Annotated in this window: 10 protein-coding genes; 9 read left to right on the plus strand and 1 reads right to left on the minus strand. The window is 62.8% G+C overall.

The window, feature by feature from the left end:
• Nucleotides 1–61 precede the first annotated feature (61 nt).
• The 3 genes from IWW33_RS22295 to IWW33_RS22305 all read left to right on the plus strand — a co-directional run bounded on the left by IWW33_RS22295 (nucleotide 62) and on the right by IWW33_RS22305 (nucleotide 3,767).
• Complete coding sequence (locus IWW33_RS22295; protein WP_174141896.1) at nucleotides 62–1,801, plus strand: 6-deoxy-6-sulfo-D-gluconate dehydratase; 1,740 nt, start codon at nucleotides 62–64, stop codon at nucleotides 1,799–1,801.
• 22 nt (nucleotides 1,802–1,823) lie between these two features.
• Nucleotides 1,824–3,284, plus strand: coding sequence for a 3-sulfolactaldehyde dehydrogenase (locus tag IWW33_RS22300; RefSeq protein ID WP_115274575.1), 1,461 nt, complete (start codon nucleotides 1,824–1,826; stop codon nucleotides 3,282–3,284).
• A 78-nt stretch (nucleotides 3,285–3,362) separates the two neighbouring features.
• A complete protein-coding gene (locus tag IWW33_RS22305; RefSeq protein ID WP_174141897.1) occupies nucleotides 3,363–3,767 on the plus strand; it encodes a hypothetical protein in 405 nt (134 codons plus the stop codon).
• A 147-nt stretch (nucleotides 3,768–3,914) separates the two neighbouring features.
• On the opposite strand, the gene IWW33_RS22310 is transcribed toward IWW33_RS22305, so the two are convergent.
• Nucleotides 3,915–4,829, minus strand: coding sequence for a LysR family transcriptional regulator (locus tag IWW33_RS22310; protein WP_115274576.1), 915 nt, complete (start codon nucleotides 4,827–4,829; stop codon nucleotides 3,915–3,917).
• Between the two features lie 205 nt (nucleotides 4,830–5,034).
• Here IWW33_RS22310 and IWW33_RS22315 point away from each other — a divergent pair, with 205 nt between their 5' ends.
• The 6 genes from IWW33_RS22315 to IWW33_RS22340 all read left to right on the plus strand — a co-directional run bounded on the left by IWW33_RS22315 (nucleotide 5,035) and on the right by IWW33_RS22340 (nucleotide 13,890).
• The gene (locus IWW33_RS22315; protein ID WP_119687177.1) at nucleotides 5,035–6,057 is read left to right on the plus strand and encodes a zinc-dependent alcohol dehydrogenase family protein; all 1,023 of its coding nucleotides are present in this window, start codon (nucleotides 5,035–5,037) and stop codon (nucleotides 6,055–6,057) included.
• 537 nt (nucleotides 6,058–6,594) lie between these two features.
• A complete protein-coding gene (locus IWW33_RS22320; protein ID WP_161870993.1) occupies nucleotides 6,595–7,980 on the plus strand; it encodes a hypothetical protein in 1,386 nt (461 codons plus the stop codon).
• The gene (locus tag IWW33_RS22325) at nucleotides 7,970–9,316 is read left to right on the plus strand and encodes a PLP-dependent aminotransferase family protein (protein ID WP_174141898.1); all 1,347 of its coding nucleotides are present in this window, start codon (nucleotides 7,970–7,972) and stop codon (nucleotides 9,314–9,316) included. The genes IWW33_RS22320 and IWW33_RS22325 overlap by 11 nt, the downstream gene beginning before the upstream one ends.
• A gap of 62 nt (nucleotides 9,317–9,378) precedes the next feature.
• Nucleotides 9,379–9,870, plus strand: a complete 492-nt coding sequence (locus tag IWW33_RS22330) for a GNAT family N-acetyltransferase (protein WP_115274579.1) — start codon at nucleotides 9,379–9,381, stop codon at nucleotides 9,868–9,870.
• A gap of 112 nt (nucleotides 9,871–9,982) precedes the next feature.
• On the plus strand, nucleotides 9,983–11,632 hold the full coding sequence (locus IWW33_RS22335; RefSeq protein ID WP_119687174.1) for a VRR-NUC domain-containing protein: 1,650 nt from the start codon (nucleotides 9,983–9,985) through the stop codon (nucleotides 11,630–11,632).
• Complete coding sequence (locus IWW33_RS22340) at nucleotides 11,629–13,890, plus strand: ATP-dependent DNA helicase (protein WP_119687173.1); 2,262 nt, start codon at nucleotides 11,629–11,631, stop codon at nucleotides 13,888–13,890. Before IWW33_RS22335 ends, IWW33_RS22340 begins: the two co-directional genes overlap by 4 nt.
• Nucleotides 13,891–13,899: the final 9 nt, after the last annotated feature.

Below are 13,899 nucleotides of genomic sequence, written 5' to 3' on the forward strand. Positions count from 1 at the left end.
CTGAAAGAAATTTTCGCAGCGCTACGATTTTTCGTCGCGCGCTTGTTCAAAGGCTCAGCTCATGTCCGAAAAGCACAAGAAAATCGAAGAACTGCGCAGCCAGCGGTGGTTCGCTCCAGACACCATCCGTGCGTTCGCCCACCGTCAGCGTCTTCAGCAGATCGGCCTACGCCGTGAAGAGTTCATGGGCAAGCCGGTGATTGCCATCCTCAATACCTGGAGCGAGATGTCGCCCTGCCATTCGCACCTGCGTGACCGTGCCGAAGCGGTCAAGCGCGGTGTCTGGGCAGCGGGCGGTTTCCCAGTGGAGTTGCCGGTGCAGTCGGTGGGCGAGGTGATGGTCAAGCCGACCACCATGCTCTATCGCAACCTGCTGGCGATGGAGGCCGAAGAATTGCTGCGCTCGTTGCCGATCGACGGCGCCGTGCTGCTGGGTGGCTGCGACAAGTCCACCCCGGGTTTGCTGATGGGGGCACTGAGCATGGATCTGCCGGTGATCTACTGTCCGGCCGGGCCGATGTCCAACGGCCAATGGCGCGGCGTCAAGACCGGCGCTGGCACCCACACCAAGAAGTACTGGGATGAACGCCGCCTGGGGCTGATCGACACGGTCGCCTGGGAAGAGCTCGAAGGGGCCATGACCCGCTCGATCGGCACCTGCAATACCGTTGGCACGGCCTCGACCATGACCAGCATTGCCGACGCCATGGGTTTCACCCTGCCCGGTGCGTCGAGCATTCCCGCCGCTGACGGTGCGCACCCGCGGATGGCCTCGCAGTGTGGTTCAGCCATCGTCGACCTGGTCTGGCGCGACCGCCGTCCCTCGACCTGGTTGACCGACAAGCATGTCGCCAACGGCGTGGCGGTGTACATGGCCATGGGCGGCTCGACCAACGCGGCGATCCACTTGATCGCCATTGCCCGGCGCGCCGGCCTCGACCTGACCCTCGACCAGCTGGCAGCGGCGGCCGCGAAGATCCCGGTGCTGCTCAACCTGTTCCCGTCCGGCACGGCGCTGATGGAGGACTACCATTTCGCTGGCGGCCTGCGCGCACTGATGCGCAAGATCGAACCCCACCTGCACCTGGAATGCGAAGGTGCCACCGGCCAGAGCTGGGACAGCCTGCTGGCCGATGCACCGTGCTACGACGATGACATCATTCGCTCCCTCGACAACCCGGTGGTCAGCCTCGAGCAAGGCGAGACCCTGGCGCTGCTGCGCGGCAACCTGTGCCCCGATGGCGCGGTCATGAAATCCTCCGCGGCCGACCCGCGCCTGCGCCGCCACAGCGGCCCGGCACTGGTCTTTGACGACCATAAAACCCTCAGCCGGATGATCGACGACCCGGCCCTGGAGGTCACTGCGGACACCGTGCTGATCCTGCGCAACGCCGGTCCCGTAGGCGCGCCGGGCATGCCTGAGTGGGGCAACCTGCCGATCCCCAAACGCCTGCTGGAGGCCGGGGTGCGCGACCTGCTGCGCATATCCGACTCGCGCATGAGCGGCACCCACTATGGCAGTTGCGTCCTGCACGTGGCGCCTGAAGCCGCCGTTGGCGGGCCGCTGGCACTGGTGCGCACAGGCGACATCATCGACCTGGACGTCGCCGCCGGCACGCTGAACATGCGCGTCAGTGACGACGAGCTGGCCCGCCGCCGCGCCGGGCATGTGCCACAGCACAAGACCTACGGTCGCTCCTTTGCTGCGCTCTACCAGCAGCACGTGACCCAGGCCAATGAAGGCTGCGACTTCGATTTCCTGCAGGCCGGCGAAGCCGTGCCCGAGCCACCCATCCACTGAACCTGCCCAGGACAACTGACCGATGCTCGAACTCAAAGACCCTTCTTTGCTCAAACAACAGGCGTTCATCGACGGCCTCTGGGTGAGTGCCGATTCCGGCGAAACCTTTGCTGTCACCAACCCTGCCACCGGCGACGAACTGGCGCGCATTCCGAAAATGGGCGCCGCCGAAGCCGAACGCGCGGTACTGGCTGCGCACCGTGCCTTCAAACCGTGGAAGCGCAAGACCGCCAAGGAGCGCGCCGAGCTGCTGCAGCGCTGGTACGCGCTCATGCTCGAAAATCAGGAGGACCTCGCCCGCCTGCTGACCGCCGAACAAGGCAAGCCACTGGCCGAAGCCCATGGCGAATTGGGCAACGGCATGTCCTTCGTGCAGTGGTTTGCCGAGGAAGCCAAGCGTGTCTACGGCGACACCATCCCGCAGCCCTCGGCAGACAAGCGCATCATCGTCACCAAGGAGCCGATCGGCGTCACGGCGGCCATCACGCCGTGGAACTTCCCCCACGCGATGATTACCCGCAAGGTGGCCCCGGCCCTGGCCGCCGGTTGCTCGATGGTGCTGCGCCCGGCCAGCCAGACACCACTGTCGGCCCTGGCCCTGGTGGCCCTGGCCGAACGCGCCGGTATCCCCGCTGGCGTGTTCAGTGTGGTCACCGGCAGCGCGACCCAGATCGGCAGCGTGCTGACCGGCCACCCGCTGGTGCGCAAGTTCAGCTTCACCGGCTCCACGCCGGTGGGCAAGCTGCTGATCGGGCAATGCGCCGAGACCGTGAAGAAGGTGTCCATGGAGCTGGGCGGCAACGCGCCGTTCATTGTCTTCGATGACGCCGACCTCGACCTAGCCGTGGAAGGCGCGATGCTGTCGAAGTTCCGCAATGCCGGGCAGACCTGCGTCTGCGCCAACCGTATCTATGTGCAGGACGGTATCTACGAACGGTTTGCCGAGAAGCTCGCCGCTGCTGCCTCGGGCCTGCGCCTGGGTAATGGCGTCGAGGCCGGTGTGACCCAAGGCCCGATGATCGATGAGAACGCCGTGCGCAAGGTTGAAGAGCACATCAGTGATGCCCTTGAGAAAGGCGCACGGCTGATCGCAGGCGGCCAACGCCACGCGCTGGGTGGCAGCTTCTTCGAGCCGACCGTGCTCACTGAAGTTACCGCGCAGATGAAAGTGGCCCACGAGGAAACGTTCGGGCCACTGGCGCCACTGTTCCGCTTCTCCAGCGAGGACGAGGTGGTCGAACTGGCCAACGCCACGGAGTTCGGCCTGGCCAGCTACTTCTACAGCCGCGATATCGGCCGCGTGCTGCGCGTCAGCGAAGACCTCGAATACGGCATGGTCGGCGTCAACACTGCGGCAATCGCCAACGAGATGGCGCCGTTCGGAGGCGTCAAGCAATCGGGCCTTGGCCGCGAAGGTTCGCGCTACGGCATCGAAGACTATCTGGAAATCAAGTACGTGTGCCTCGGCGGCATCGACCGCTGAAGCCTGACACAGGGGGCAGGCGCTGCCCCCTGTGCCTGAGCACCCATAAGAACAACAAGACCCGCATAGAGTAGCCCCATGTCCGATACCCCCAATGCGCGCCGTCACTTCCTGCAAGGCGGCCTGGCGCTAATCCCGCTGGTGACGCTAGCCAGCCACGGCGTTCCGACCGTTTTCGGCGATACACCTCGTCAGCCAGCCACCACGCAACTGCCGCCGGACGACTATCGACCACGGTTCTTCACCGACGTTGAATTGGCGTTCGTGCAGGCGGCCTGTGAACAACTGATCCCCACCGATGAACTTGGGCCAGTGCCGATATTCCTCCGCGCAACGTCTGTTGGCGCAGCCTGGTTTTCGAAGATGGTGAGCTTAAGCGGCGGTCTTACTCTCGGGAGCACTCTGGAAAGCGAAAAATCACTGCGAATACAGTCTTCGGCACCAAGAGGAACACCGCGGTCGGCATATTACCGAAAGCGCTGAGCGTCTTCGGTTGGGGGCATCCTTTTCAAACCATCCAAAGCATGCCCTCAGATGTGCCCCCAATTTAGCAATCCACCGGAAGTGAATGGATCTCCATGGCCTATGAAAAGCCAGAAATGATCAGTTAAACAGCCTACCCGGCAAAGCCTAAAGACTTTCAGGATCCCCAAAAAACATCTGTATCCGCGACCTTAACCAGCGCTCCGCCGGGTCATTGTCCTGCGCCCCTCGCCAGGCCATGTGCAACTCGAAGCTGCGCACCGCTATCGGCAGGTCTTCAGCCCGCAACCCGCCCGCAGCAGTCAGCGCATCAGCGGTGTAATCGGGCACCGTGGCAACGATGTCGGTCCCCGCCAGCAGGCTGCCCAGGCCGTTGAATTGCGGCACGGCCAGGACCACATGGCGCTTGCGGCCGATCTCTTCCAGTGCTTCGTCGATGAAACCGGACAAGTCACCTGCGAACGACACCAGTGCATGCGGCCGTGCGCAGAAGTCATCGAGGGTGATGCTGCCCGGCACGCTGTCGGCGCGCAGCAGCTTGGGCATGCTGCGGCGCAGCACCTTGCGCTTGGCGTTGGCGGGCAGTTCGCTGGTGTAGCTCACCCCCACCGAGATTTCGCCGGAGGCCAGCAGGGTAGGCATCAGCAGGTAATTGACCCGGCGCACCACCAGCACGATGCCGGGTGCCTCGGCGCGGATGCGCTTGAGCAGCTGCGGCAGCAGGGCGAATTCGGCGTCGTCCGACAGGCCGATGCGGAACACCGCGTTGCTGGTGGCCGGGTCGAATTCGGCGGCGCGGCTGACCGCGGTGGAGATGGAATCCAGCGCCGGCGACAGCAGGGCGAAGATTTCATGTGCCCGCGCTGACGGCTCCATGCTGCGGCCGGTGCGCACGAACAGCGGGTCGTCGAACAGGTTGCGCAGGCGCGACAGCGCCGCGCTGATCGCCGGCTGGCCGAGGAACAGCTTCTCGGCGGCACGGGTCACGCTACGCTCATGCATCAGGGTTTCGAACACGATCAGCAGGTTGAGGTCTACGCGACGCAGGTCGTTTCGATTCATCGGTGCGCTTCGCCTAAAGTGGGGCAGGGGTGAATCTTAAGGCCAAAGGCTGTTAACCTGCACCGATTTGTGGGGCCAATGCACAGAAATGTAAGGTGCCCAATCGATGACAGGCATGTCGACTATTAATAGCCACTGATGGTCTAACGGCAAAAGCCCGGATAAAGTCCGTGGTAATACGAGATTCACAAAGGCGAGGTATGCGATGTCCCGCATGATCCGGTTCCACAAGTTCGGCGCTGCCGAAGTGCTCCGCTGCGAGGAGCAGGCCGAACCGTCAGCTGCTGTCGGCGAGGTGCAGATCCGCGTCGAGGCCATTGGCGTGAGCTGGTACGACGTGCTTTGGCGGCAGAACCTGGCGCCGTCCCAGGCCCGCCTGCCAGCGGGGATCGGCCACGAGATGGCCGGTGTGGTGACTGCGGTGGGTGAGGGTGTCGATGACATTGCAGTGGGCGACCGGGTGGCCAGCTTCCCGGCTACCAGCGCCAATGATCACCCGGTGTATGGGGATGTGATCGTCCTGCCGCGCACGGCGATTACCCGTTACCCGGACATCCTCACACCGATCGAAGCCAGTGTGCATTACACGCCACTGCTGATCGCCTACTTCGCTTACGTCGACCTGGCCAGGGCCAAGGCCGGGCAGACCGCGCTGGTCACCGATGCCAGCCATTGCGCAGGGCCCGCCTTCGTGCAGCTGGGCAAGGCCTTGGGGCTCAAGGTGTTCGCTGCCACCAAGGAGCCGGAGCAGCGCGAATACCTGCTGGGCCTGGGCGCTGACAAGGTGATCGTCACCGAAGAGCAGGACTTGCTCCTGCAGGTGGGCAAGTACACCGACGGGCGCGGTGTGGACATGGTCCTGGACGGTATGGGTGGCCCGCAGATGTCACTGCTCGGCGATGTACTCGCGCCACGCGGCAGCCTGGTGCTTTATGGCCTGCAGGGTGGTAACCAGACACCATTCCCGGCCTGTGCGGCGTTCCAGAAGAACATCCAGTTCTACGTTCACTGCATCGGTAACTTCACCGGCAAGCCGGAACTGGGCATTAGCCAGGACCAGGTTGCGCTGCAGCGTGCCCTGCGTGATATCAACCAGTTCACGGCAGACCAGTTGCTGACACCGCAGATCATCAAGGTGTATCCGTTTGATCAAGTGGTTGAAGCGCACCGGTATATGGATGAGTGTCCTTGTGGCGGCAGAGTGGTGCTGGACTTGGCGGCGGGCTGATATACGCTGGATCTAAAGGAAACCCGGGCTTGGCTCGGGTTTTTTTTCGAGTGTTCACAGCTTGATGGTCCTCCCCGACAATCCGTGAATAGTCTCTTACTAGGACTTTTCCTACGATTAACTAGTATCCGTCCTACATAAAAAAATATTGCCACCTCGCGTGCATGCAAATGCCTTGAAAAGTCTTTCTCTTTGAAAACTTCCCCGTGTCGAGCGCACAGTGAGTTGCCATTCGGCTGAATGGTTTTTTTACCGGCGTCTGTATCTGTTAATCGTTGAGCAACGCTTGATAATGGCGTAATGATGCTTTACGCAAGGAGCGTGCAATGGAGAAGATCAACCCTGGTTTTTGGTGTTTTGGCGCGGCGGAGGGCTCACGCAGGGGTTCATTTCTCTCAATGGCATGGCGACAGTAATTCGTCACTTCAATTTCTCTTAAAGTTTTGTAGGAAATTTCTTCAGGCTTGATTCGCCACCTATTGATTCATGAAAAAGTGCATTGTTGGCGGTGGAAAGAATGAAGTAGTGAGGTGACATGTGAGCAATATCCACGACCAAGCTATGCACCATATTTACCAACAGGTGCTGGATCGCGTGTTGGGCCATATGTCCCAGGTCCAGCGCGCCTCTTTGCAGCTGTTGGTCCAGCGTTTGCTGGTAGCCGCAGGTGGCCCGGAATATATCGGTACGTTCAGGTTGCTCGTGCTGCTAGGCGCAGACTGCCATAGCGCCCGGCTGCTGGCGGTCTTGCGTGCGGCCCAGTTGAGCATTGCCCAGCGTGCACCTGTCACCTTTCAGTTGCAGGTAGTGGCGGTGTGCTTACCTGCGGCCAGCAACGCGCTTCTTGAGCAACATGAGCGTGTGTTCAGTACCTTGTTTCTGCATGACGATCCACGGGTGCAGCTCCAGATGCTCGAAGCCGGGCAGGTGGTTTCGTTCAGCCGAAGGCCCTATCTGGCGGTCGAACCCTGGGCGCTGGCGCGCGACGCCTTGCTTGTGTTCGGCCATCTTGTCGATGCGCGGCCCGAAGCACTTTTGGGCAGTCGCATGCACCTGGAACTGGGTGCAGCGCTGTGTCTGGCGCTTGACGGCCAGCCGGCAGTCGATGCAATGGTCACCGCCATGCCTGCGCGACAGCGCCTGCGTTACCTGGCGTGGGCCCGCAGGGGGCTGCGCCAGGCCGGTGACGGAGGGAGGGCGAACCTGCATCAGTGCATGGCGACGCTTGCCGAGCGGTTGAGTCAGTTGCACAACACTGCCGGCACTTCGCTTGGCGAGCCGGAAAAACCGGTTACCGAGCGTCACTCGGACCTTCCGGTCAGGCTGATTACCCTCGACGACCTGTTGCCCCAGCTACTGAGTGAAGGTGAGCTGGACTTGATGATGGAGTGCCACTTCGAGCCTGTGCAGAAGGCCATGCCACTGGCCAGTTTTCTCGACCCGCTGGCGTTGGCCCAGTTGCATGAGCTGCGGTCGCGCTGCAATGCTCCTGTTGAGTCAGGCCCGGCGCCGCGTCTGCATTGCGAAAGGGCGCTAGCACAGGCATCGCAGCAAAGCCGTTTTGCCAAGGCCTATGGCCTTGAGCACACTCAGCTCGTTTGCATGTTCCACAGCCCATTCGCCAACAAGGGGCGCAGGTTGGAGCGCTTTCTGCAATGCTGCCACGCCGATATGCTGGTGGCACTGCCTTATCTGCATCGCGTCATGCAGGGCAAACCTTGTCCCGATCCCGTCAAGGATTGGTTGGTAAACATCAGTGGTTTGTCCCTTGCTCAATTGCGAGCTATTTACGAAGGGCGTTTGCATCACAGCGCCTGGCCCTTGCTGGCAAACCTGGCACGGCGTGATGTGCATCTGGCGCTACTGGCCTGCCGGCCCGCTGCTGGTTTGACTGCCTGTGGGGGCTTACCTGATGGGGCGTGAATTCGCTTACCAGTCGGTGTATCGATATCTGCAAGCGCTTATCGATGAGGCCGCGCGGGGAGGGGAGCGCCGTTTGCCCTCACTGCGTGCCCTGTCGCGGCACCTGCGCGTTTCACTGGCCACTGTACAAACAGCCTACGGGTTGTTGGAACATGAAGGGCGGGTGCTGTCGGTGCCTAAATCCGGGTACTTTGTGCCGGCCGGTGCCATCACCGGCGTGACGGCCACTGCAGAGTCGGACCAGGCCATGCTGGCGCATCCGGCGATGGAGCGTGCGTTGTTCGCTCACGAAAGACGGCTGGCGCGACAGCGTGCACGTTCATTGCCCGGTACCCAGAGCTCGGGAGAGGTTCGCCTGCGGCATGTATTGGCCGAACGTTACACTCGATCGTCCCGGCAATCCTGGCGTGCTGAAGATGTGCACCTGGGGCCCGACATGCAGGCTTTGCTGGAAACGCTGCTCGAAGCATTGGCGTTGCATGGCAGCACGGTGCTGGTCGCATCGCCGTGCTGCTGGCGTTTGCTGAGGGTTTTGCAGCGCTTTGGCTTGCATGTGCTGGAGATGCCCGTCGACAACCACGGCAGCCCTGACCTCGGCAGCCTGGCTCGCTTGTTGGGGCGTGAGTCGGTGCGCATGATGGTCATGCCGTCATGCCTTGGCATGCCTACGGGGCGGTTGATGTCGCAACAGGACCAGCGGCAGATTGCCCATTTGCTGGCCTCGCATCCTGTCTGGCTGCTGGAAAACGATCTGGACAGCGAGCACTGTTTCGACACCCCTCCGGGGGCACGTTTGCGTGACTGGGTCGACCAGCGGTGGCTGTTGGTGCTGGGGTCGCTGCAAGCGTTGGTCGGTGCCGAGGCCCCCTATGCGTATGTGCTGGGCCTGCATGGCACCCTTGGCGAAAGGTTTTCCCGACGAGCCTTCCAGCTACCTCCTGTGCGTCAGCAGGCCTTGGCGCAGATGCTCAGCAACGGCGAGGTCGACGGGCAATTGAGCCGACGTCGGCTGGAGCTGCGCAAGCGTATGGAGCATTTATGCCATCAACTCAATGTTTGCCTGGGCGGGAAGCTGGCCTTTGACATGCCTGACGGGGGGTATGTCCTGTGGGTGCGCATGCTTGAGCCAATCGCCTTGGATCGCGTTTCGCCAGCTTTGTCTGGTCCGGCCTTGCAAGTACTGGCAGGTGCGCGGTTCAGCGTGCAGGGGCGTTATCAGCACTACCTGGCGCTCACCTGGGCAGGCGACCGACCAGAAGCGCTGAGCGAGGCGCTCTACCGGTTGAAACAGGTGCTGGCGCCGCGTCGAGGACGGCAGGCTGGCAGCAAAAGCTGATCGCCAGCCCTGGCGTGTCACGTATCATGGCGCCCTGTTCATTCATATTCAGGAGCCTCTGCATGGGCACCCCACATTTTCGCCAACCTGTTCCCCAGGATGCCGAACGCTGCTACGAGATTGAAATTGGCGCGTACGAGGGGGATGAAGCCGCGACCCTTGAAAAGATCCGCACCCGTATCGCGCAGTACCCAGAGGGTTTCCTCCTGCTTGAGGTCGACGGCAAGGTCGTGGGCTTCATCAACAGTGGCTGTGCCCACGAGGTGGTGATGTCCGATGAGGCCTTCAAGGAGCTGGTAGGCCATGACCCGGCGGCCGCGAATGTGGTGATCATGTCCGTCGTGGTGGACCCGGCTTGTCAGGGCAAGGGTTACGCGAAATTGCTGATGAATACGTTCGTGCAGCGGATGGCTGCGCTCGAGAAGCGCACCATCCACCTGATGTGCAAGCAGCAGCACGTCGAGTTGTACCGCAAGATGGGCTACCAGTACGTGAAGCCATCGCCTTCGGACCACGGCGGCATGGCCTGGCATGAGATGGTCATGGCGCTCTGACGTGGCTCAAGCGCCATTGGTCGGTTGTTTGCCAGCCTGACCCACGGGGCTTGCCAGTAGGCGTTATCTGTATGTATAAACAGTGTCCGTTCCTGCTGCCCGACCCCGCCCTGTGATCGCCCATTCCGTCGACGACCCGCTCTACTACCTGCATAACTTCCGCCAGGTGCTGCTGTGGGTCGAACACCGCTATGCCGACCTGCTCGATACCCAGGAGCTGGCTTTCATCCATGCATTTGCCAGGATCGAAGAGCCAGCCCAGGCGCTGCTGGTGCGCATGGTGATGCGCAAGGGCGAGCTGTTTCGCAGTGACCGGCTGGACTATGCCGAGATCGGCGATACGCATGCGGCCTTGCAGCCACTGCAGGCGTTGGGCTGGGTGCGTGAACCCGAGCAGTTGAGCCTGGAACAGTTGTTCGCCCTGCTGCGCAAGGAGGAACTGGCCAGCGGTTTTGCAGGCCTTCTGAGCCGACCGCGTGCGGCCAAAAGCGATCTGCTCGCGCAACTTCAAGCCTTGGAGCTGGCGCCCAGGTCACTGTCCGATTGGTTCGCCAGTGCCCCGGTGGGCATCGTGCAGTGGTGCCTGCAGCCGCTGTGCGATCGCATGCGCCTGCTGTTCTTTGGCAACCTGTACCAGGACTGGTCCGATTTTGTCCTTGCCGACCTGGGCGTGCTGCGTTTCGAGCAAGTGCCATTCAGCCCCGCCTCGCGTGCCTTGCAGCAGCGCAGCGACGTTGATCTGGCCATGGCTTTGCACCAGTGCGCCGAGCGTCTGGAGTTGGCTGAGGCACCTGCGTCGATCCTTCAGGCGTTGGCGGGCTGGCGCAGCGACAACCCCTGGCTGGCCCGCCGTCACGCGCGCTTGCTGTTTGCCCTGGGCCAGCAGTGCGAGCGCCTTGGCGACTGGGACCTGGCATTGACGGTGTATGCCCAGAGCAGCCATGCCCAAGCGCGCATCCGCCAGGTGCGGGTGCTGGAGCGCAGCGAGCGCTGGCAAGAGGCGCATGCCCTGGCCCTGCACCTGGCCCAAACGCCTGCCAATGCCCTGGAAGTGCAGGCGCTTGAGCGCATGGTGCCGCGCCTGGTGCGCAAACTAGGCGGGCCGGCGCAGCGCCGGCGGCGTGCCACACCCGCGCAGGTGATCGAGCTCGAGCTGCCTCGCGAGCAGGCCGCGTTGGGTGTCGAGGAGGCTGTTCGGCAGCACCTGGCGCAAGCAGGCGGGCAGGTTCACTACGTCGAGAACACGCTGCTCACCAGCCTGTTCGGGCTGTTGTGCTGGGACGCGATCTTCGCCCCGATTCCCGGCGCGTTCTTCAACCCCTTCCAGGCTGCACCGCAAGACCTGCACGACTGCGACTTCCAGCAGCGGCGCGCCGTACAGTTCGATGCTTGTCTGGGCCGGCTCGACGACGGCTCGCATCAGCAGGCCATCCTCGACTGCTATGCCGCCAAGCAAGGGCTGCAATCGCCGTTCGTGTTCTGGCAGATGCTCAACCATGCCTTGCTCGTGCAGGCATTGGCCTGCCTGCCCGCGGCGCACCTCAAGCAGTGTTTCCTGCGCCTGTTGCAGGACATACGTAACAACCGCACCGGCATGCCTGACCTGATTCAGTTCTGGCCGGAGCAGGGGCGTTACCGCATGGTCGAGGTCAAAGGCCCGGGCGACCGCCTTCAGGACAACCAGTTGCGGTGGCTGGAATTCTGCGCCGAGCACGGCTTGCCGGTGGCTGTCTGTCATGTGCGCTGGAGCGAGGGCGAGTGAGCTATCGCGTGGCGGTGCGCGCTTTGTGTGAGTTCACTGCCAAGGCCGGTGACCTCGACCTGCGCTTCACGCCGTCGCCCACTGCCCAGGAGGGCATCGAGGGCCATCGCCGGGTGGTGGCCAGGCGGGCCGCCGGGTACGAGGCGGAGGTCGCACTCGAAGGCGCTTATCAGGGCTTGCAGGTGCGCGGCCGCGCCGACGGTTATGACCCCGCCGCAAACCGTCTTGAAGAGATCAAGACCTACCGTGGTGACCTGGCCCGCCAACCGGCCAATCATCGCCAACTGCACTGGGCGCAGGCCAAGGTCTATGCCTGGCTGCTGTGCCAGGCGCGGCAGTTGCCCGCCATCGAGGTGGCGCTGGTTTACCTGAACGTGGACAACGACGGCCAGACCTTGATCAGCGAGCATTACAGCGCCGTCGAGCTGCAAGCTTTTTTCGAAACCCAATGCCTGTGTTTTCTGGCCTGGGCCCAAGGGCAAACGCAGCGCCTGGCCGAGCGTGACCGCGGGCTGCAGAGCCTGGGCTTTCCTTACCCGCAGTTTCGCCAAGGCCAGCGGCAACTGGCCGAAACCCTGTACAAGGCGGTCAGCACCGGGCGCTGCCTGATGGCCCAGGCCAGCACCGGTATCGGCAAGACCCTCGGCACGCTGTTCCCGTTGCTCAAGGCCATGGTGCCGCAACAACTCGACAAAGTGTTTTTCCTGACCGCCAAGACCCCAGGCCGAGCACTGGCGCTGGATGCCCTGCAACAGATTACCCGGGCCACGCCGCAGCCCGCGCTGCGCACTCTGGAGCTGATTGCCCGCGACAAGGCCTGCGAGCACCCCGACAAAGCCTGCCATGGCGACGCCTGCCCATTGGCCCAAGGCTTCTACGACCGCCTGCCGGCGGCGCGTGAGGCTGCTGCCCGGTTGCCGTTGCTGGACCGCGCGAACCTGCGCGAGGTGGCCCTGCAACACCAGGTCTGCCCGTACTACCTGGGGCAGGAAATGGCGCGCTGGGTCGATGTACTGGTGGCCGACTACAACTATTACTTTGACGCTCATGCCCTGCTGTTCGGCCTGACACAGGCCAACCAATGGCGCGTTGCGGTGCTGGTCGACGAGGCTCATAACCTGGTGGAGCGTGGCCGCGGCATGTACAGCGCCAGCCTCGACCAGGGGCAGTTGCTGGCGCTGCGCCAGCGCAAACCGCCAGGGCTGGCCAGCGTGCTGGACCGGCTGAACCGCCAATGGAATGCCTTGTACAAGGCGCAGCGAGCGCCTTATCTGGCCACCGAGCAGTTGCCGGACGCCTTTCTACGTGCGCTGCAGCAATGCATCGGGCTGATCCAGGAACGCTTGAACGAGTCGCCCGTCGAAGTGGATACACACATCCTGCAGTTCTATTTTCAGGCGCTGCAGTTCAACCGGGTTGCCGAGCTGTTCGATGAGCATTTCCTGTTCGATGTGAGCCTGCGCGAAGGCCCGCGCCAGCGGCGCCTGGCCACCTTGTGCCTGCGTAACGTAACGCCCGCCAAACTGCTCGGCCCGCGCATGCAGGCAGCGCGCAGCGTGACGTTGTTCTCAGCTACGCTCAGCCCCCGGCATTTCTACACCGACCTGCTCGGCATGCCACCGGATACAGCCTGGCTTGAAGTGGCGGCGCCGTTTCGCGCCGAACAGCTCGAAGTGCGCATCGCCAGCCAGGTCTCTACCCGTTATCACGAACGTCAGGCCTCGCTGGCACCGATCGTTGCGCTGATCGCCGAGCAGTACCAGCGCCAACCCGGCAACTACCTGGCGTTCTTCAGCAGTTTCGAATACTTGCAGCAAGTGCATGCGCTGCTGACCGAGCAGCACCCGGCGATAGCAGCCTGGGCCCAGGCGCCGGGCATGGACGAAGCCGCGCGTCAGGCCTTTCTGGCACGCTTTGCCGCCGACGGGCAGGGCGTTGGCTTTGCCGTGCTGGGCGGGGCTTTTGGCGAAGGCGTCGATCTACCGGGTACCCGGCTGATCGGTGCATTCGTCGCCACCCTCGGGTTACCCCAGGTCAACCCGGTCAACGAACAGTTCAAACAGCGGCTGGGCCGCCAGTTCGGCGCTGGTTTCGACTACGTCTACCTGTACCCCGGCGTACGCAAGGTGATCCAGGCTGCAGGCCGGGTGATTCGCGGCGATCAGGACCGCGGCGTGCTGGTGTTGATCGATCAGCGCTTCGCCGAGCCGCATGTGCAGCAGATGTTCCCCAGCTGGTGGCAGATAGCCCGCGAATAATCCTCGGCA

The sequence above is a fragment of the Pseudomonas sp. M2 genome (assembly GCF_015751845.1).
Lineage (GTDB): Bacteria > Pseudomonadota > Gammaproteobacteria > Pseudomonadales > Pseudomonadaceae > Aquipseudomonas > Aquipseudomonas putida_E.